A 21,214-nucleotide genomic window follows, 5' to 3' on the forward strand; every position below is an offset into this window, starting at 1 on the left:
ATATCTATATAAAGATACTTTATATGAATATTATTTTTGCCATGCTGCCCGCTTTTTGTTGGGGTACTACATATGCAGTAACACAATATACACTCGCTGAATGGCCACCACTGCTATTGGGAGCTCTTCGCTCTTTACCTGCTGGCCTTATACTTCTTGCCATCAAGCCATCGTTGCCAGAAAGAAAAGATTGGAAGATATTAGCTGTGCTTGGCACTCTTAATATAGCAATGTTTTTTGGACTCATATTTGTTATGGCGCTAACTTTACCATCAGCGATTTCTGGCGTGGGGATGATCTCTGTCCCTGTATTTGCCATGCTTTTTAGTTGGCTTTTCCACCGACGAAAGCCTTCTCAGAGTCAAGTCCTATGCGGTTCAGTTTTAATTCTACTGGCTTGGTTTTTATTTAACCCAAGTTCAATGAATTTAAGCCCTGTAGGTTTGATCGCGATGCTTTCTGCAATCATGTGTATCGTAATAGGAAGCACGGTAACCAAATCTCTAGGTTCTCGAATTCACTGGTGGACAGTTTTGACGTGGCAACTTATTCTAGGCGGCGTTGTTCTCTCCCTTGCCACTTGCCTGTGCGCATTTTTCCAACCACAGCCTTATTTTGATGCTGTGAATCATATTTCTTTACGCAATCTAGTCGGCTTACTTTGGGTTATTTTACTCAACACCGTCTTCGCTTATAGTGTCTATGTTTGGTTGTTACAAAAAATGAGCGTAGTAGACTTTACCTTTGGAGGCGTCGCGAATCCGCTTGCAGGAGTCGTTGCTGGGTATGTGTTGCTCGATGAAAACTTTACTCTGCTTCAGTACGGATTCATGCTTGGTATGATCATCATGTCTTTGCTACCACAAGTTCTGTTAATGATTAAGCAAAGACGCCATAATTGACTTCAACTTGTCTATATACCCAAGTGAAGTCAAAATGTTTGATTCAAAAAGAGGTTACTTGGGTATAAAATTTCAGTTAAGCAGCTTCAAACTCCAGTGCTTTTTTCTCAACTTGGCGGAATATCAAAGTCAAAACACCATTTACACTTAGATAAAATGCACCGGCAATACCAAATACTGTTAATGTATCGTAGGTTTGGGCATTAATGCGCTGCGCGTAACCCATAAGATCCATGATTGTAATGGTACTAGCAAGAGACGTCCCTTTAAAGACCAAAATCACTTCGTTTGAATAGGCAGGAACCGCACGACGAACTGCATATGGCAACAGAACTTTCAACGTTACAGTTTTGTTCATACCCAAAGCGCGACACGCTTGCCATTGGCCGGGAGGAATCGCATTAAACGCCCCTTTGAACAACTGAGTACTGTACGCCGCGGTATTAAGCGCTAACGCTAACATCGCACAGAACCAAGGTTGGCTTAACCATGTCCAAAATACGCTTTCCCTTACTGACTCAAACTGACCCGGACCGTAGTACACCAAGAAGATCTGTACCAATAAAGGCGTACCTGTAAACAAGGTAATGATGCCACGGCTTACCCAATGCAAACCCGGGGTACGTAGTATCAGAGTCAGCGTCATCATCAGAGCTAAGAGGCAGCCCACAACCAAGGAAGCGGCGGTCAATTGAAGGCTAGTACCTAAGCCATCTAGCATTTGCCAAACGTGTTGTTCGTTCATGCGGTTGCCTCCTGTCCCATACTCATACCTTGAATTGAGAATTTCTTATCAATCAGTTTGACGGCACGTTGTGTAATCAAAGTAATGCCTAAGTAAATCACCGCAGCGGTTGCATACCATGTAAACGCTTCATGCGTCGCAGCAGACGTTAGCTGCGCTTGTTTCAGCAAATCCGTTACACCGATCAGTGATACAAGTGCGGTATCTTTCAGCAAAACCAACCATTGGTTAGTTAAGCCTGGTAGTGCGTGTCTTACAGCTTGAGGCAAAACAATGCAAACAAAAGCGTGTGCTTGACTGATGCCGAGTGCACTTGCTGCTTCTCTCTGCCCTCTTCCGACCGCTTTTAATGCACCACGTAAAGTTTGAGCAGCATAAGAAGCAAAAATCAGCGATAACGCCACCACACCAGACAAGAACGGGCTCACCTCAATAAAGTCCCCGGTGATTAAAAATAGAACCTGTGTCGAACCAAAATAGATAAACAATACAACAAGGATTTCTGGCAAGCCACGTACAATTGTCACAAACGCCGTCGTTGGCCATTTAATGAAAACTCGGCGAGACATTTCACCACTGGCGAATAACACAGCCAGAATTAGACCAACTAAAAGGCTTGTGAAGGCTAGCTGTACAGTCATCCAGCTAGCTTGAACAAGCGATAAAGAGTAACCCGTTAATGCCATATTACTTACCGAAATACTTGTTGTAGATTACGCCGTATTCACCGTTCGCTTTGACTGTTTTCAGTGCCGAATTCAGCTTATTAACTAGCTCTTCATTCCCTTTATTTACTGCGATGCCAAAACCGTTACCGAAGTATTTAGGGTTAGTTACGTGCTCGCCCACGTACGCTAAGTTGTCTTCTTTCTTGAACCATTCTGCTACGACGGCTGTGTCACCGAATACAGAATCAATACGACCATTCTTCATATCGATGAACGCGTCTTGGTAGCTTGAGTAAGGAACCGCTGTTACGCCTGGAATTTGAGCAATCAGGTAACTCTGATGTGTTGAACCGTTTTGAACACCAACACGCTTACCTTCTAGTGCTGTCTGATCTGCCACTTTTTCTTTGATAGAAACAAATGCTGCTGAGTTGTCGTAGTAAGGATCAGAAAAGTTCACTTGCTCCAAACGCGCGTCAGTAATATCCATTGCAGAGATAGCCGCATCGTAGCGCTTGAATTTTAAAGCGGGGATTAGGCTGTCAAAAGACTGGTTATGGAAGGTACATTTTGCTTCCATTTCTTTACATAGTGCGTTCGCAAGATCCACATCAAAACCTTGAATTTGGTTGTTTTCATCCATGTATTCAAACGGTGCGTAAGTCGCTTCCATCGCGAATTTGATCTCTTCTTGTGCTGCAGCATTCACTGCCATGGTTGCAGAAGAAAGGCCGATTAGTGAAGTTAGTAGAATCTTTTTCATTGCAATACTCCGTGTGTACTTATTGGGCTGACACTCGCAATGACAGCCGAGCTTATCTGTTAAATAGACTGAACTTAAAAAATTTAGTTTAATGATTGAGATAATCTGCGAACTGAGTGGTTTGCGGATTAACAAATGCATCATGCGTACCGTGCTCTACGATGTACCCTTTTTCTAGGTATAGAACATGGCTAGCAATTTTCTTTGCGAAATCAACCTCATGGGTCACAACTACTTGTGTTATACCGGTCTCGCTTAAATCATTTATGATTTTAACCACTTGATTAGTGATCTCAGGGTCAAGTGCTGCGGTAGGCTCATCAAAAAGTAAGACTTCAGGTTTCATCATTAACGCACGAGCAATCGCTACACGTTGCTGTTGCCCACCAGAAAGTTGCATCGGCCATGCATCCGCTTTGTCGGTCAAATGCAGCGTTGAGAGAATTTGCATTGCCTGCTTACTCGCCTCTTCTTTATCCATGCCGGATACTTTTACCGGAGCCTCAATCAGGTTCTCCATCACTGTCATGTGTGGCCACAGGTTATACTGTTGGAACACCATACCTACTTTACGACGAAGCGCTAAACCTTGTTTATCTTTGATTTCAGTTGAAAAGTCGAATGCGTTATTAGCGATGTTTAACTGACCGTTATCTGCTTTTTCTAGAAGGTTAAGAACACGTAGTAGAGAGCTCTTCCCTGCACCACTTGGGCCAAGTAACACCAACGTTTCACCACTTTCACAATTAAAACTGACATCGTGTAGAACTTGGGTATTGCCGTAAGATTTATTGATACTTTTAACTTGAATACTCATGTTGCCATACTGCATTAATTGTCACTTGGTATTTATACTAACAATTTTGATTTTTTATGCAAGAAAAATGTATAAAAACTTAAATAAGTGACAGGTTGTATATTTTATCGCCAAAAATAAAGTTAAAAGCACTGATTGGGTTTACAGCAAGTAATTTCAACACTTATCACTGTTCACAACAATTCACTCTTTGATGCAAAAGGTAATAATAAAGCAGCAGAGCCGAAATTAACCAAATAAGCCTAATCAGCTTTCCTACTGCTCATGTTCATATACGCATATACCCAAGTGAGTCCGAGGTATCTGAATATTTTTTATAAAAACTCTTCCAAAACGGCCACTGAAATAGTCCTGACTAGCTTGTTCAATTCAGGGACAGTTTTGTATTTCGTACGTGCAACAAAGATACCTATAAAAATTGGATCTCGGTTTTTTCGCCAAATCATACCGGTATAGGTTCGTGAGCCATTAACGCCGCCGCCACTTCTATCTGCCACTTGCCAATCTTTAGGCACCACAGCGCGAAGTAAGCCATCAGACACCATATTCGCTTTCATCCATAGTAATAATTGCCTTTTACTTTGCTCACTTAATACACTTCCAAGAGTAAGTTTTTCTATGGTCTTCATCATCGTCAAAGGCGTAGTAGAATTTCGCTTTGACCCAATATCTACATAATTTAATTGCGGTTCTATATCATCTAATCGAGTCGCTTTATCACCATTCCTTTGAAGGAAAGCGGTTAAACTCTCTGGCCCACCTATCGCTTTAAGCACGAGGTTTGCAGCAGCATTATCACTCATTGTCATTGCTGCATTACACAAACTCTGTAAGGTCATTGTGCTTCCCACAAAATGTTCTGTAACAGGGTTCCAGTTAACTAAATCATCTTTTGTTACCGGTATTGATTTTGCTGTTTTTATCTGCCCTCGATCAACTTGATACAGCATGTGTGCACAAGCTAAAGTCTTGAATGTACTCATCATAGGAAAGAAGTCATGCCCATGATAATTCCAAAGTTTATTATCTTTGGTATCAATTACAGCAACACCTATTCGCCCAGTGCTTTCTCGCTCGATTTCTGTCAATGAAGCAGTTAAGTCTGCAGACATAACCAACGATGAGAAAAAGGATAAGACACTCAATGCCAATGGAATTTTCATTTTTATACCTTACATATTGATTAACTCACATCATTTTAGGTAAGTAATTTAAAGCTAACAATTTACAATTTCCATGGAGAGCCCCAAGATTTTCTTGGCCTTTGTGACTTGTTTTTATCATAAGCACACCAAAATCCGTTACAATTATGAATTGAATCACAGCATCACAAAGTAACTAAATATGAACTTAAGCAAACTCCCTTTAAATGGATTGAGAGCTTTTTATGTTTCCGCCAAACATCAAAATTTTACCAAATCGGCAAATGAACTCTGCGTGACTCAAACTGCAGTAAGTCAGCAAGTAAAAAAACTAGAAGAGTGCCTTGGAGTAACCTTATTTAATCGTATGCCCAGAGGGATCAATTTAACGGAAGAAGGTATGCGGCTATTTCCTATTGTTGAAAAAGCATTTAGCCATCTTTCACTCAACCTTGACAACCTTCAAGCTGGTTGCCCAAAACACGTTGTTAATTTAGGCGTAGTGGGTACCTTTGCTCTCCATTGGTTATTACCTCGTCTTGAACAATTTCATCAAGAATGCCCTACTATTGAGTTAAGGATATCAACCAATAACAACCGTTCTGATGCGTTTGCCGAAGGACTAGATTATGTAATACGTTTTGGTAATGGTAACTGGAACAATTCTTCAGCAATAAAACTGTTTGATGCTCCTTTCACTGTGCTATGTAATCAAAGGTTTTATCAAAATTTAAAGAGTCCAATTGATGTTCTACAATACCCATTATTGCGTTCTTACGATGTAACAGAATGGGATCACTGGCTGATAGAAGCTGGCGCACCTCCTGAAAGCGCAAGGCGACCAACCGTTACTTTTGATTCGACTTCTCTCATGGTAGATGCTGCTATTCAAGGGTACGGCTTAGCTTTAGCTCCCCCATTAATGTTTGCTCAGAAGATTTTCCGTGGTCAGCTCGCTCAACCCTTCGATATTTATTTAAACAAAGGTGGTTATTGGCTTAGTCGATTAGATATCAAGAAAGAGACCACTGTCATGGAAATAGTTAAACAGTGGTTAATTGAACAGGCTAAAGAAACCACACCACATAAATTAAACAAGGTTCACAGAAAATAATCTTATGATTGTTTGTTTTTACAATGACATACATAATTATACCTACTTTTTAATAACACTTATATAATAGTAATGAGCCAAATTAATACGTTAAATGAGTTAGCCGCTCTATATCCCGAACCGAGCACAAGAGCCAGAAACAAAGTTCAATATCAAATCGATAGCTTTACAAAAACCTTTATCGAGCATAGCCATTTTGCTCTTTTAGCAACAACGGATTCCGAAAACTTTACCGATATTTCACCTCGTGGGGGGGAGCCTGGCTTTATAAATGTACTAGATTCTCATACCCTACTCATTCCAGATAGCTCCGGAAACAACCGCATAGATAGCTTTAAAAATATCATTAATAACCCACATGTTGGATTACTTTTGATGGTTAATGGTATTGATGAAGTCGTTCGCCTCAAAGGAAGTGCAACTCTTCATATAGACGAAGAATTAAAAGCATTATGCCCAGATGGCAAAAAAGCCCCAAAGCTAGTCGTTAAAATTGATGTTAAAACTGTCTACTTCCACTGCGCTAAAGCCATTATGAGAGGCAAACTCTGGCAGGAAGACCATCGTGTAGAAAGAAGTATACTTCCCTCATTTGCACAAATTATGAAAACGCAGCAGAATAACCCAGAATTAACTTCCGCGACTCAAGAAGAAATGATTAAGTATTACAATTCGACACTTTAGTACAAACGGATAAGAACATACCGCATCAGTAATTAACGCGGCATGTTTGGTCTTATTGACATGTAATTTAACAAGAGTAAATCAAAGCTTTGAATTTCAGCACTTTAAATCTCTTATTTACTCCCTCAAGTTTACGATATGAGAGTAAGAACGGCGCTCAATTTTTATTCTGGCTTTGATACTACCGTCATATTATCTAGGTAATAATCAGGAATATATGAATAGTTATATTTTTCCTCTAAACAATCAAAGAAATACTTTTTCCTGTCGGATACTTGAGGGTGTGGTGTTGGGCATTTTTGTGATGCTCGCACTTCGTTGACATATTCAGGCTCCTGATTATAAGGAATTTCTTCTACAAAATAGAACTTGTTCCCATGTACAACACCACCTTTAGAACGATAGAACATAGCATTGCTCAGCGTAAAGCTCGCTACTTCATTGTTATTTAAATTGCTGTATATTTTTAATGTATAATGACTTACATCTGTATCCAGTAAGTTGGCTTTTTGTAGTACTAACTCTTCTTTACCAAAGATAATATCCCGAAATACAATCGCTCCGCTTTTATGAATTAAAGAGACGTTATAACCCATAATATCTTGACCGTATTGCCTTACATCAACACCGGTAATAAATTGAACACCATCGAAGAACATATCCCAAGGGTTTAGAATTCTTGTCGGTATGTAACGGTATAGAGTCATTAATGCTGTGTTACCCCCCGTCATATCTTGGATAACCGCTGATCCTTCTTTTTGATCAAACAACTTGCCAATGGTGATAGGGAATTTACCACTCCCAAAGTTTGGTACGTATATGCAGTTTTCTTCTAAAGTAATGCCACCAGAACCAGTAAAACTATCATTTCTGCATGCCCTTCGCGTTTCTTCACCAATTACAACCTTTGGAATATGATTTACAACGGTCTCGATAGCACTCGCTATATTGAATGTTTTCCCGATATGCGCCAATTTAAAGCTTGTTGTAACCGCACTATTCATCGCTTGAGAAGCTTGATTTACAAAAGTAGCCCCTGTTGATTCAGTTGTAATATCAACAAGTGAATTAAATAAATCACGTATGTTAGGAACAATAGCTTTCTGCCAAATATCGGAGCTGAGGTTATTGTTTGACACTCCTTTCTGCATCACCTCCCAAGAGACTTGCTCAACATTTCCTGGCTTATTTCCGGAAAGTAGTTGATCTTGTGATACAAAAAAATTGTCTTGATTTTGTTGAATATAAGAGCGCAAGTAAGTTAAAAACTGAATAACTGAAATTTCTTTCTCAACAATACCAAAGTACTCAATAGGATATAAGATTTCCGTATTACCGATCCATCCATCGTTTTCTAATCCGAACAGCATAAGCTCAGTAACAGATATTTCCTTATAGTGTACAGAAGAGTTATTCCACATTTTTACGATTGGTGTTGTTGTACACTCTGAACATCTAACAAGATCTCGAATCACACTTTTCAGATAAGTGTCTAATTCCCTTTCCGCCGAGGTCATCAAGACTTTTTCAGCTAGGTACTGCTTAGAAAATAGTAATTCTTGATAATAAATCTTATCTTTTTTTGTTGCTGGTGGAGTACCTATTTCAAAAGGCTCAATGACCGTATCACGAAAATATTGTGCTTCATTTTGATACTGAAATAGAAGCTGTTGTTTAGAGCCAACAAAATCGTGACCTGTTCTACCACTGTTTTTAGCAAGCTCTTGACTAAAGATCTCTTGTAATTGTGGTTCAAACTTAGCATCCATAATTGCCTGTGTATCAGCAACAATAGCACTGTAGTAACCTTGATCACCATAATGGACATCAGCTAAAACCGTTCTCATATTCTCCAGCATATCAAGCTTAATTTTCAGATATTGCTTTTTAATTGGATCGATTTCTTGATACCAGTCTGATGTTACTGATTCGCGTTTTTCTTCTAGATAAACACCACAAGCTTCTTCTTCTCTTTGATAAGTTAAACAATTTTTAGACATCACTAACTGAAAAAGGTACAAAGAATCGGTGTATTTTGGATCAACTTGATCATAAAAAGCCGTCTGTACAACCGAGGAGTGATTGACTTCTTGAGCATAAGAAATTGGAGATAAAAGCAATGTTGCACACATAAGCTTTATCGTATTAGACATGTTTTTCATTTGTTTTTATTACCACTGCGATTGAATTAATCGCTATTGATAATATCAACAATAATTAATTAGACAATGCTAATTTTAGTGAAAAAATAATAAAAAAATTATTCTTAGATAAAGATATATAAATGTAAAAAACAAGGATAAAAAAGGCAGAAATTAAGTTAACTAAAGTCAAATTAAACATTTAATTGAGTATATATTTAAATATATTTAAAAATGTTTTAAATATTGAGTTTTTTGAAAGGTTGCCATATTTATGATGTTTTGTGGGATAAAAGTGACTGATGAAGATCAGCCACTGCTTGACTCGTATTTATCGAGATGTGTTTTACTTATTTGAGAGATGTTTTATTGAATCGGAGCCGCCGTAAAGTTTGCTTTAATGGAAGTCTCATCAAAGTTCCGATACCCACGGACCATTATGTTAAACGTTCCAGCTGGCTTTGTTAACACACAAGTTTCATTGCTACCATTTTGGAAAGGACGACAGTCATAATTCGAAGTAGAAACTGCATCGTTGTATTTAACAAACAAATCCGCATCGCCTTTTGAAGGACCCATAAGATTTATTGTAACTTCTCCCTCTTCCTCAGTTGTAAAGGTAAAGTATAAGACTTCACCATACCCCGCTTCTAAATCTTCCACTGGCTGACCATCTTCCAGCGTTATCGCACCGTCTATTTGGTTTAAACTTGATTCGATTAAATAAGCAATCGCAAGCTTAGCAAATTTAGTAGCATGACTGGCTGTAGGATCTGAGTTTTCTAACGTATCTTCTTTGGTATGAATATGGGGGTTAAACTCACTGAACATGGTTTCAAAAGGCATAGAAGCAGAATAGCCAAGGTTATGCCAAGAAGCATGATCTGAACAAGCATAACCACAGCGGTCAAAGTCATAACTTATTTCATCCGCATAAGTATCAATCAATTCACTAAGAAATTGGTTAAGATTACTATCGGTGTAATCAGATATAAAAGTAATGTCATTAGCCGAACCATTGTAGTTCGTCATATCTAATTGTAAAACCGACAAAACATTTGCATTATCATCTTTCATGCTTTGTGCTATATCTTGGGAGCCACGTAAACCAACCTCTTCCGCAGCATAACCATAAAACTTGATGGTTTTATCTGGTTGAACACCACTTGCAATCATTAATCGTAATGCTTCTGTGACTGTTGCAATCCCAGATGCATCATCATCCGCTCCTGGTGAAATCGTTCCTTCTTGTGTCCAATTACCCACTGTAGAGTCTAAGTGTCCTCCAATAACAATAATTTGCTCGGGCGACGTTTTACCCAGCAAAGTCAACTCCACAGATTTTTGTGGGTAATCGGCATGAGTCACTTGCCGAGCTGAGCCAAAACCAATACCTTCGATTTCTTGTTGCCAACGTTCTAACAACCAATCGGAGGCTTCAATCCCAGTGGAGGTGGTATAAAAGCGGTTGGTAAAGTTACTCAAATTTTCGATGGTTTCGACCATGTTATTCGGCTCTATTTGAGCAATGAGTTCCCTTACTTTTTCTTGATGGCTTATGGTCGGTTTTTGATAGTCTTGACGACTAATAGGCATTGACGCTGCTTTTAAAGCAATGGCTTTATTTTCATGGACCATATAACCACCACAGCGATGCTTATCGTGATGCATGTGGCTAGAAAGCGCAGCCAGTTGCTTCATCTCTATTTTTGCCACGATAGACTGTGTTTTACCAGAAAATGGTTTATATACTTCAGCTCCGTGTTCCGTAATCAAATGTAGTGCATCTGCATCTGTTGTAATCCATACAGATTCATTACCTACCGTGTTTGCAAAAAGAACTGGCGACATCATACTGCCGATTAAAGCCATAGATATTAAGTTTTTTTTCATTTTTATTTCCTTAAAATAACCAAATGACATGTACTTAGCCGAACCTAAGCTTTAATAAGTGGTTTGGTGAAATGGTAGTCTCGTTTTTCCGAGCAAATTCCAGAAGAAGTACACACTTGGTACTCAACATCAATCGTCTCATCAAATTCAAATTCATCGACATAGCTATCTAGCTCTGTTGCACCAACATTGGTGCCGTTTCTCTTGATAATAAAATAATCTTCAGTGTCATAATTCCACGAAAGCTTTACTTTGGCTTGACCATCTGGATTTTTATTGCCGAAATCCATATCTAATTCAAAATCACCTTCATATTCAGTACGCTCCGCTGCTTCGAAATCAACCAGAATTTTGGTTTGATCAAAATTTCGGTAACCTTTCAACATGATATTGAAGATACCAGCGGGTTTGTCTAGAACACAGACTTCATTACTGCCGTTTAAAAATGGACGACAGTCGAAATTTGTACTGGATACACTATCTTCATATTTTACATATAAATCAGCGTCACCATTTCTTGGACCAGACACTTCGATCGTTACTTTACCTTCTGATTGACTCTCAAAAGTAAAGAATTGCTCTTCACCATAGTAAGATTCGAGGTTTTCAACAGCTTCACCTGCCTCTAGTTCAATCACGGTTGAACTGGATTCGAGACTGGTTTCGACTAAATATGCAATGGCAAGTTTGACAAACTTACTTGCATGAAGTGCAGTTGGATCGGAGTTCTCCAAGGTATCAGCTTCGGAATGAAGGTTGGAGTTAGTATCAGCAAATAAACTTTCTGCTGGCATCGCAGCAGAAAAATCAGCGCTATGCCATGATGCATGATCAGAACATGCATAACCGCATTGATCAAAATCGTAACTTATCTCACTGGCATACTCATCTAATAGTTCAGTGAGAAATTCAGTGAGATTACTGTCCGTATAATCGGTCAAGAAGGTGATGTCGTGAGCGGAACCCTGATGATTTGTCATGTCTAATTGCAACACTGAAATTACTTGCTCACCGTTATTTTTTAGTGTGTTAGCAATATCTTGTGAGCCCCGTAAACCGACTTCTTCAGCAGCATAACCATAAAATTTAATGGTTTTATCTGGCTGAACACCACTAGCTATCATTAAGCGTAATGTCTCTGTCACTGTCGCAATACCAGAAGCATCATCATCTGCTCCAGGTGCAATAGTTCCTTCCGTTGTTAAACTGCCTACTGTTGAATCTAAGTGGCCACCAATAACAACAATCTGCTCAGGATGAGTTTTACCGACAAGCGTCACTTCTACCGATTTTTGTGGATAATCTTGATGTGTTATTTGACGTGCCGATGCATAATCGACACCTTCAATTTCTTGCTGCCAACGTTCCAATAACCAGTTTGAACCCTCAATTCCAGTACTGGTGGTATAAAATCGATTGGTAAAGTTCGACAATATTTCAATCGTATCGACAATATGATTTGGCTCGATCATAGCAATCAGAGGCGTAACTATGTCCTGGTGGCTAATTGTTGGTTTTTCAAATTCTTGACGAGCTAACGGCATCTCCGCTTTAAGTTTTGCCTCCGCCAAACTGCTATGAACCATATAACCACCGCAGCGATTTTTCTCATGGTGCATATGACTTGTTAGAGAAGCCAATTGTTTCGCATCTAGCTTTGCAACAATTGAACGATAATTATTTATGACGCTGGGGAATATTTTCGCTCCATGCTTACTTATCAAGTGCTCGGCATCTGCATCAGTGGTAATCCAAACTGAATGATCTGTGATTGTAGTACTTGACCATGACATTGCACTAAAAGCACCAGAAAGTGCCAACGCTAGAAGTGACCTCTTCATATTTGATAGTCCTGTTATTATTTATGTAAAAAAATAGGGCTCCTTACGGAGCCCCTGTTTTAAAGCATTATTTGTTTCTCTTCGTATTCGTTTTCATGAAACGATAGTGCTTAGTTTCAGAACAAACATTTCCGGATGTACAGACTTGATATTCAACGTCTACCACTCCGTCATGCTCAAATCGATCAACGTATGAATGGAAATCTGTTGCGCCAACATTTTTACCATTTCGCTTGATAATAAAATAGTCTTCAGTATCGTACTTCCAAGACAGTTTCACGCGCGCTTTACCATCTGGTAACTTATTACCGAAGTTAAGTTTAAGTGGGAATGCTTCAACAGCATCATCTTCTACAACTACCGTTTGGCTAGCTTCTGTTGAGCTTCCGCCGTTATCGGTAACGCTTAGTGTGACATTGTAACTTCCAGCATCAGAGTAAGTATGGCTTACTGTTTCACCCGTTTGTGAGCTGCCATCGCCAAAGTCCCATTGGTAAGAAACAATGTGTCCGTCACTATCAGTGCTAGTGCTGACAAACTCTACTGTTTTTCCATTTACGCTGTAAGTAAATGCAGCGACTGGTGGAATATTTTCAGCTGGTTGGTCAAAGGATGCTCTCAATTGAGCGTTGTCGTATCCGACGTAACCAAATACATTTATTGTGTATCGGCCAGCTTCAGGGTTATCGATAACACAAATCTCATCAGTAACTGATAGACTTGAACAAATATTATTAGACGAGCTAGGTGCATAATCTAAACCAATATAAATATCTGGGTCACCATTATCAACATCAAGCTCTATTGTGAGTTTCTCACGCCCTTCTGGGACTTCAATATCGAAGTACGTCTTAGAGCCTGTTGTACCACTTACTGCCATTGCTTGACCATTTTCAAGACGTTGATATTCTGGCTCTGGCGGTAGAGGTGGTTCTGCACACGGTTCGACCCCAACAATATTAAAAGCATCGACAATTGCAGTCAGATCATAACCTAGATCGTTAGCAGCATTCTTGACACCACATGCCCCTTCCCAAAAATTACTGTCTTCTGTCCAATATACTTGATTGGCTAGTACAAATGGTTCAAATGCTTTCTTAGTATCCCAACCAGGGGTTGTCGCTAAGTGATAGAAAGCTTTATTGAAGACACCAGAGCTATAGTGAACATTCAAACCCTCATAGTAATCTTGAGCGTGATTAATGGAAGAACCGTCTCGAGAAGGATCATCCATATAACGCAACGCGCCTTCTTCTTTGAAAATATCATGGCCAACCATCCAGTCATTGCTACCTTTCATATAGTACTCAGCTGCCTCACCTGCAATATCAGAGAAAGCTTCGTTCATACCTCCAGATTGATCGGCATAAATGAGGTTTGAGTTTTGCTCTGTAAAGCCGTGACTGACTTCATGAGCAGATACATCCAAGCTAACAAGTGGGTAGAAGTAGCTCTCACCATCTCCAAAAGTCATTGCCTCTCCATCCCAAAAGGCATTTTCATATTCATCACCATAGTGAACACGCATCATCAACTTAAATGAGAGAGGAGCTGTATCAAACCAGTTTTTGTACATATCAAAAACGATATTGCCAAAGTAATGAGCATCATTCAGAGGTGAGTATGCGCCATTGATTTCTTTGAACTCGTTACGTGGACATTCATAGCTGTAAGGCGTACTACCTTCGGTGTCGCCATTTAGGTTCACTGTAATAACATTTTCAGATTCCATGACACAGTTCGTACCATTCTCTTGAACATCGAGGTAATGATAATCGGTGCCATACTCATACATGCCTGTTTTTTCATTACCACCAGGGCCAGTACCTACTTCAGCATGTGTAATACCTTCCCATCGGTTAAGTATCTCACCAGTATGAGCATCAAGCATAGTAAACGGACGTGAAGGAGATAAACTGTTTCTATCTAAGAATGCAATCACATATACCAGTCGAGTTTTCTTACCATCTTGGTAAACGTACAAGTCATCTTGAACATTTTTCAGCATATGACGTGCAAACGCTTTATTTTCATAGTTTTTCGATGCAATTTTTAGCGCTTGTGCACGATTAAGTTTAGGTTTAACAAAACTACGATCAACATCTCTTATACGTAGGTAGTTACCTTGAACTCCTTTCAGTGCGCCACCCTTATAGCTTTGTGTTGCATTTAAAGCATGTCCCCATACAGGGATGCCCCAAATATGTTGCTGAATTTTGACTTTATAAATACCACGTTTTTGTAAATAGATGTTCTTAACTTGTTGAAAACTTGAAGAATGACTTACACCCAGTTGCTTGTTTAGACCAGAAAAGCTAGTAAAGTTAACCGGCTTTGTCAGAGTAATTGACTCTCCTGCATATACTGACATCGAAATCACACTAGCAACAGCAATAGCGATCAGTCTTTTTTTAATTTTCATTTATCTATCTCCTTGATGTGTTCACTTCGAATCTATCAGAAAAAAACACACTAATACCGATATTTAATATCAATTAAATAGTTGTGATGAGTTAACTATGAAATATATGAAACTGGCAATTTTAAAGGTTACAAAAATGTTAAATCAATAGGATAATATGAAAGGATGTCTCATTTTAAACACTAAATAAATACAAAAAAGACACTAGTTATTTTTGTTAATGAAAATAGAAAATTAATAAGAAAAATCAACAAGCGAAGGGAATGAACTAAAAAGAAGTATCGAGATCTTGTTAAAGATACATACCTAACTTTAATAATACAACAAGATGTAAATAGAAATACAAATCAAGTTAATTAATTACATAGATTATAGCTAAAAAACATTAGCTGAATTTATAATTAATCTGGAATACATGATATGAATTTCACACTCCTTTGATAAGTAATACTGACTAGGCACTCTTCATATTCTTTAACTTCAAAACTTTCAAAAATATGGTTGTCTGAATTAATCCTAAATAAAAAATTTTCCTGCCAAACATCATAATAATAAACTTTCACTCTCTTTTTAAGATGCCAACCGGAAATAAAAATTCTTGATTTCAAAATTATATTAATAAGTTCATCATCACTACTTTTCAACTCAACCTCTTTTAAATCCTGCTCACTCTGATTGACGGAATCTTGTCTATTTGTCTCTTGTATAGGTTCAGGAATTTCTTTTTCTTCTTTATTAACATTCATATTTGGAGCAGAGTGTTCTAAGTAAGACCTTAAGTTAAATTCTCTTTCAACACTAAATTTATAAATCAAAAACACGATTACACACACAGCTAAAATAGGCCAAATCATTATATTACTTTTATTATCAAAATGAAGCAAATTACCTGTCTTAACATAATTTCTCTGATAATAAGAATCATAATAAGAAAATATTTTCTTATTATAAAAACGTAATTTAGAATTTAAAACAACGACTCGCTCCTCTGTAGGAACACCATCATAAACTTTTTTAATATATGAAAGCTTTTTTAAAAAAAATGGGTTATGCGTTGTTTTATGAGCAAATGAAATCAGGTCTTGTATTTTTTCAGGCAATGATAATGGCGATTGAGTAATAATAAAAAAGTCAGTTCTAAATTTACGATGCTGCGCAAAAAGCTGAAACCAAGCCTCTTCATCTTCTTGCAATAAAAATTGGAACTCATCTAAGATGAAGGTAATTTCATGCTCTGAACTGTCAATGATATTAACTATGTCATGAATTTTAGGACTATCATTAACTTCAAGATTTGGGTCCTCAAGGTTCACTGGTATGTTTGTATAGACTTTGTTACCCAACTTAAGATTCGGTAATATATGAAACTTAACTGCTTCATAAGTTTTTCCTGTTCCAGGGCGGCCATAGATTAATGACAGCATGATTATCCCCTTAACACTCTTATGAAAGTAACAATTGGAAGCGCCAATAGACCGCAAAAGATAACCAAGAAAAAGCCTAAGAAAAACCCTTCGTTAACTAAGTCTACAACATTAATGTCTTGGTCATGGTTTCGAATAGCTACTGTAATTCTATCCAGGGCTTCTACCACATCATAGTTCTCACAGTCACCTAGGCTATCTTCAACCCCATAGTAGAAGTCAAAATCTGCATTCGTAGATGCTTTATTCGTAAGATCATCCTGCATTTTAAAATCATCTGACATAAGTCTTCACTTGCATACTATTCAAATTTTTAACAAAGCAATATCTAGGCCAATTAAGCTTTGACTTAAAACTGGCTAAAAAATTGCTTATTAAACTAATAAAACATTAGGAGTGCGTATGGAAACCATTAGTTTTCTTGTTGGCGCAATATGTGGGTTAGTTTTTATGCTTCCCTGTCTAATTGCGCTGGTTCAATAATACAGATCGTCTCAAAATGCGAGTCAATAATAGAATCTTAATTCACAAATAGGTTATTTTTATGGTAAAAGCTGCAAAACTCATTACTAACGAAGTAATCGTACTTACTGTTATACTCATTAATGCAAGCGTTATGGTTGCTTTGGATACTCAACCATCTCTTCATAAGACTATCGGCTCATGGATTCTATGGGTTGATTTTGCTTGTGTGCTTTATTTTGCATTCGAGTTATTTGTTAAGCTTAGTGACCTAGGCATTAAAAAGTACTTTTCTGATAACTGGAATCGTCTTGATTTCGCGATTGTAATATTAAGCCTACCTGTACTTATTGAACCTTTCTTGAGTGGTGGTATCGGTTGGTTGGAAGATGTCGCTATATTACGTCTAGCTCGCTTCTTAAGGCTTTGGCGTATCCTACGTTATGTTTACACTTCAGATACTTATAAGTGTTTACGTGTCCCGGTTCTACTTTTAATTGCGTTATCCGGCTCATTATTGCTTGTTGAATCTTTCAAAGATGTTTTCAAAGATAACTTTGCTACCGTTAAGCTTACCCTAGACGTACTACTTATTTTGAGCCTTACTTTCTTAATCGCAAGAATAGTCAAGGTTTTCTTTGCGACTTTTGTACTCAGAAAACTAACCGCAGAACCATACAACTTTGACATATCTTTAGTTGATTTTATGTCACTTGCGACATCTTTATTCATTGGGCTCAATGGATTGATGCTCGCAATTCAAACAGCTGGACATGATCCGTTTACTATCTTAGCTGGCTTAGGTATTGGTGGAATGGCTATCGCCTTTGCAGCACAGGATGCAGTAGCCAATATTATTGCTGGCATCATGCTGCTAGTCCAAAAACCATTCAGGACTGGGGATTGGATCAATATTGCCGGCAAATCAGGTGCAGTTCATCACATTGGGCTTCGCTGTACCACATTGGAAGAATTTGGTGGTGAACACTTAATCTTTCCTAATAAAGTATTTATGGATAGCCCGGTCAGAAACATTGACAAAAGGGGCTTTTACCTGCTCACTGGTGACATTAAGCTACATCACACAACGCAGCCTGAAAATATCAGTTATCTCATCGATAAAATTAAAGAAATCTGCGTAAACCATCCTGAGTTACACAATGAATGTGGTGTGAGGTTTGAAGGTTTTGGTGAAGCCTGCTACCCAGTATCCTTTTGGCTCTGTGTCAAAGAGTGGCATAAGGATCAAGCCATTGTTTACCGTGATCATTGGGAAAAAATCAGGGTTGTCGAGCAGGATTTTTATATCCATGCAGCTAAAGCAATGGAATCTAAGCAATTACGAGTTGCCATGCCAATACGTGAGATGGCGTCAGGACAAATCAAATCGGCTTAAATTTACTTTTTAATGGAGTAGCCATTATGTATATCAAACTTTTTTTTGTCTGTTTAGCAGGCCTGCTAATTCCTTACGAAGTTCTTGCTGCAGCGACAGAAAACATAGAGGAGATTTCGAGCTCAATCGATTTAACCTCTGTCGAATCTACGGCTTCTGATGTCGGTGTCACTGCGGTTGCTGTGAGCGCCACAGTCAAAGCAGTAGGGATCATCAAAAATGTTATTAATCAAGCATAAAGACACCAGACGGTATAAAATCACCTGTATTTGTACCGTCTATTTTTTAGCTAAACAAGTCCTCCAGCATTTAACGAAGATTGCTCGCTGTCTTCTACCAAAAAAACGCTGGCCGCTTGTTTTAATTGCTGCCAATCTTCGTCGTCAACATAAATCCCATTTTCGAGAGACTCCTTTTGTCTTTCAACTAAGGTAGCACCATGTATTTTGTGTATACCTCTTACCATGATGTTGTCAGCATTTAAGCAGGTGGTAGACAGCTCTATCACCATAGATTTTGTGTTTCGAAAGCAAATGTCGCTTTGCTCGTCGATTTTGCCCTGTTCCGCAAAAAAGATATCAGGGGCAACACACCCACGATTTAGTATATATTGGATATACTTTGATTGATTGTGGCTAAACCAGCCGGCTCTACAAGAAATTCCCTTGGCTGATAACCTTAATAGTTCACTGTAAGCTAACCAACGATCATGGCATTGGTTTATTTTAATACAAACCTGTTTGCAACCGACCATTTTTTCCAAAGCAAAATCCAATATCGCCGGCAAATGACATGCAATGCTTCCATTGTTTAAATCAATTTCACATTCTTCTTTTGTGTCGTTTATTATCCTTACAGCACAGTCATTGTCCAAATTAAGTCGCAGGCTTGCTTGGTTAAAATAGTGGATACCATTCAAATCGACCATCTGTAGGTCTGCAACCATGTTAGCGACAATATCCGCTTCTCCACATTGACGACGCATACCAAGGAAAGCTTTATAAACACAAGCAACCAATTCGTTATGGGAGACAATCATGATACCCCTCCTTCAACGCTTGTTTTTTCATGGACGATGCCGCTTTCAATAATTGGAAACAACCATGTATCGGTATAGCTAGGATCATTAATTTCATCAATTAATGGCGCTCCTTGGAAGAAAGTAACGCGTACCCAACGATCAGAACGAGGGTCAAATTTAGTCGCGCCTAACATTGATAGCTTACATCGTAACAAATGAATAGGTAGAGTTTCTTGATGAATAACGTTCATCTGTACGTCCCCCATCTTTCGCTGGCATAACGTCCAAACACGACGTGCAATAGTCCGATATTGTGGGTATAGCAATAAAAATTCTGCTAATGACATCGTTAAAGAATGTTGCTGCAAGCTGTCATAGAGACAATTGACTTGTCGACCAATATCTAGAGGAAGTTCGTTTTCTTCTCCCTTTTCTTGGCCACGAACCCCTAGTCTTGGCTCCTCCTTATCCTTAGAGCGATACCAAAACCAGTAACAGCTTTCAGGAAGAGAGTAATCTTCTTTGATGGCCCACTGATACTTCTCCTCAATTGCGGTCATTAAGTCTTTTACAGCAAGTCCTGACGAAAGAGAAAAGGATTCATTTGTATTCATTTGCTCAGAAAGTGAATCAACCATGCATGGGTAGAGTTCAATTAAGCATGACAACAGAATTTCTTGGCTCTCCAAACCAAAACTTCTACTATGCGCAACGAGATCAGACCATGTTTTCTGATTGACGATGAACCATGACACACAGTTTATAAGTTGTCTTACGTCTTCTATCGCTTGCTGATTAAGCTGCTGCTGGTAGTCGTTAATCGTTACAATCTGCTCTAAATGACGTACTGCTTTGAACAAAAAACGTTCCAAAGACTTTCCTTGCTGGATGCCACAATCTAATGCTAAGACTTCAGCAATTGCTGTTTCTCGAGTAGTCATCCACTGATCAACGATACAAGGATGATGAATTAAAAATGGGGCCATGCCTAATCCGGTTGCATTACCCACACCAAGATAACGTTGAAGTTCTCTATTCAGAGTAACGGCGTTATTATTTCCTTTCTGCCTTGCCAGATAATGAACCCAATCTAGGCTGAACGACCTAAGCAGATAAACGGCACACATTTGAGCACTAAATGATTGGTAAAAGTCAGGATTGTTCTCTAGACGATTAAAGTCAGCAATACCAAATTTACCATTACCATAAACCGCTGTAGTACGCAGAATATAACCCACTTCAATCAACTCGTGAGCTTGTGGTTGTGTCCCTTCAGATAAAGCTTTTATTATATGTTCAAAAACACGAACACTTTTATTTGCACGGGCAAGTACTAATACTGTATTAGAATTTCGCCCCGCTTCTTGTAAAGGAATGTTTTCACTTAACTGCCTTAATAGCTCTGCGTCTACTTCACCTTGTACAAGTGCAAAAGTCACATCCCATTTATTAGCAATGACTCTATCATTACGCTCTTCATCTTCTATTTCAGTACAAAAAGCAACAAAGTGATATTTATTCTCAGGCGTGACTATTCGATAGATAACGTGACCAAACCCACGTGGACATAATTGCCATTCTGTTAAAGAAAATTGCCAGGCGTGACTCGCTATCTTTCGAATCAAACTTCTCGCAAAGCTGATTCGAGTTTGGTGCATGGCTCCTAGCCGATTCGGGTCCATGACAATCGCAGCATTTCTTAGTATTGTCTCTGCGTCTGTAGAACGATGTGCGTCCATTTTGCTCACCACCTATTGTTATCATTAATATTCAGACTGT

At 38.6% G+C, this 21,214-nt stretch carries 18 protein-coding genes; 5 read left to right on the top strand and 13 right to left on the bottom strand.

All coding sequences use genetic code 11. The features are described 5' to 3' along the window. Positions 1-23 precede the first annotated feature (23 nt). On the top strand, positions 24-902 hold the full coding sequence (locus VSA01S_RS05880) for a DMT family transporter (RefSeq protein WP_039982156.1): 879 nt from the start codon (positions 24-26) through the stop codon (positions 900-902). Between the two features lie 76 nt (positions 903-978). Here VSA01S_RS05880 and artM read toward each other — a convergent pair whose 3' ends face one another. The 5 genes from artM to bla all read right to left on the bottom strand — a co-directional run bounded on the left by artM (position 979) and on the right by bla (position 5,058). Beyond that, positions 979-1,647: an arginine ABC transporter permease ArtM gene (artM, locus tag VSA01S_RS05885; protein ID WP_039982158.1), complete on the bottom strand. Its 669-nt coding sequence runs from the start codon at positions 1,645-1,647 to the stop codon at positions 979-981. Continuing rightward, entirely contained in the window at positions 1,644-2,333 is a 690-nt protein-coding gene (gene artQ, locus VSA01S_RS05890) for an arginine ABC transporter permease ArtQ (protein ID WP_039982160.1), read from the bottom strand. The genes artM and artQ overlap by 4 nt, the downstream gene beginning before the upstream one ends. Before the next feature lies 1 nt (position 2,334). Then, positions 2,335-3,078 (bottom strand): arginine ABC transporter substrate-binding protein, encoded by a 744-nt coding sequence (locus VSA01S_RS05895; protein ID WP_039982162.1) that lies wholly within the window; start codon positions 3,076-3,078, stop codon positions 2,335-2,337. Between the two features lie 88 nt (positions 3,079-3,166). Then, positions 3,167-3,895 (bottom strand): arginine ABC transporter ATP-binding protein ArtP, encoded by a 729-nt coding sequence (gene artP, locus VSA01S_RS05900; RefSeq protein ID WP_102857658.1) that lies wholly within the window; start codon positions 3,893-3,895, stop codon positions 3,167-3,169. Positions 3,896-4,209: 314 nt separating this feature from the next. Further along, positions 4,210-5,058 (bottom strand): class A beta-lactamase, encoded by an 849-nt coding sequence (bla, locus tag VSA01S_RS05905; RefSeq protein ID WP_039982166.1) that lies wholly within the window; start codon positions 5,056-5,058, stop codon positions 4,210-4,212. A 181-nt stretch (positions 5,059-5,239) separates the two neighbouring features. Between bla and VSA01S_RS05910 the strand changes: the two genes are divergently transcribed. Both VSA01S_RS05910 and VSA01S_RS05915 read left to right on the top strand, forming a co-directional pair. After that, positions 5,240-6,151, top strand: a complete 912-nt coding sequence (locus tag VSA01S_RS05910; protein WP_050567394.1) for a LysR family transcriptional regulator — start codon at positions 5,240-5,242, stop codon at positions 6,149-6,151. A gap of 72 nt (positions 6,152-6,223) precedes the next feature. Beyond that, positions 6,224-6,835, top strand: coding sequence for a pyridoxamine 5'-phosphate oxidase family protein (locus VSA01S_RS05915; RefSeq protein ID WP_039982168.1), 612 nt, complete (start codon positions 6,224-6,226; stop codon positions 6,833-6,835). Positions 6,836-6,999: 164 nt separating this feature from the next. Here VSA01S_RS05915 and VSA01S_RS05920 read toward each other — a convergent pair whose 3' ends face one another. The 6 genes from VSA01S_RS05920 to VSA01S_RS05945 form a co-directional block, all read right to left on the bottom strand. After that, positions 7,000-8,988: a hypothetical protein gene (locus VSA01S_RS05920; protein WP_050567395.1), complete on the bottom strand. Its 1,989-nt coding sequence runs from the start codon at positions 8,986-8,988 to the stop codon at positions 7,000-7,002. Positions 8,989-9,342: 354 nt separating this feature from the next. Then, entirely contained in the window at positions 9,343-10,848 is a 1,506-nt protein-coding gene (locus VSA01S_RS05925) for a M28 family metallopeptidase (RefSeq protein WP_227739639.1), read from the bottom strand. Between the two features lie 65 nt (positions 10,849-10,913). Next, a complete protein-coding gene (locus tag VSA01S_RS05930; protein ID WP_039982170.1) occupies positions 10,914-12,710 on the bottom strand; it encodes a M20/M25/M40 family metallo-hydrolase in 1,797 nt (598 codons plus the stop codon). A 67-nt stretch (positions 12,711-12,777) separates the two neighbouring features. Then, a complete protein-coding gene (locus VSA01S_RS05935) occupies positions 12,778-15,132 on the bottom strand; it encodes a M4 family metallopeptidase (RefSeq protein ID WP_039982172.1) in 2,355 nt (784 codons plus the stop codon). Between the two features lie 401 nt (positions 15,133-15,533). Next, the gene (locus VSA01S_RS05940) at positions 15,534-16,556 is read right to left on the bottom strand and encodes a zonular occludens toxin domain-containing protein (protein WP_039982174.1); all 1,023 of its coding nucleotides are present in this window, start codon (positions 16,554-16,556) and stop codon (positions 15,534-15,536) included. 2 nt (positions 16,557-16,558) lie between these two features. Next, complete coding sequence (locus tag VSA01S_RS05945) at positions 16,559-16,822, bottom strand: hypothetical protein (RefSeq protein ID WP_145993897.1); 264 nt, start codon at positions 16,820-16,822, stop codon at positions 16,559-16,561. A gap of 278 nt (positions 16,823-17,100) precedes the next feature. On the opposite strand from VSA01S_RS05945, the gene VSA01S_RS05950 reads away from it, so the two are divergent. Continuing rightward, a complete protein-coding gene (locus tag VSA01S_RS05950; RefSeq protein WP_227739638.1) occupies positions 17,101-18,414 on the top strand; it encodes a mechanosensitive ion channel domain-containing protein in 1,314 nt (437 codons plus the stop codon). A gap of 26 nt (positions 18,415-18,440) precedes the next feature. Further along, positions 18,441-18,653, top strand: coding sequence for a hypothetical protein (locus tag VSA01S_RS05955; protein WP_039982179.1), 213 nt, complete (start codon positions 18,441-18,443; stop codon positions 18,651-18,653). A gap of 50 nt (positions 18,654-18,703) precedes the next feature. Here the strand turns inward: VSA01S_RS05955 and VSA01S_RS05960 are convergent, their stop codons facing one another. After that, a complete protein-coding gene (locus VSA01S_RS05960; RefSeq protein WP_039982181.1) occupies positions 18,704-19,453 on the bottom strand; it encodes a DUF3726 domain-containing protein in 750 nt (249 codons plus the stop codon). Further along, positions 19,450-21,174 carry a hypothetical protein gene (locus VSA01S_RS05965; protein ID WP_039982182.1) on the bottom strand — a complete coding sequence of 575 codons (1,725 nt, stop codon included), beginning with the start codon at positions 21,172-21,174 and terminating at the stop codon, positions 19,450-19,452. Before VSA01S_RS05965 ends, VSA01S_RS05960 begins: the two co-directional genes overlap by 4 nt. Between the last annotated feature and the right edge of the window lie 40 nt (positions 21,175-21,214).

The sequence above is a fragment of the Vibrio sagamiensis NBRC 104589 genome (assembly GCF_007990935.1).
Lineage (GTDB): Bacteria > Pseudomonadota > Gammaproteobacteria > Enterobacterales > Vibrionaceae > Vibrio > Vibrio sagamiensis.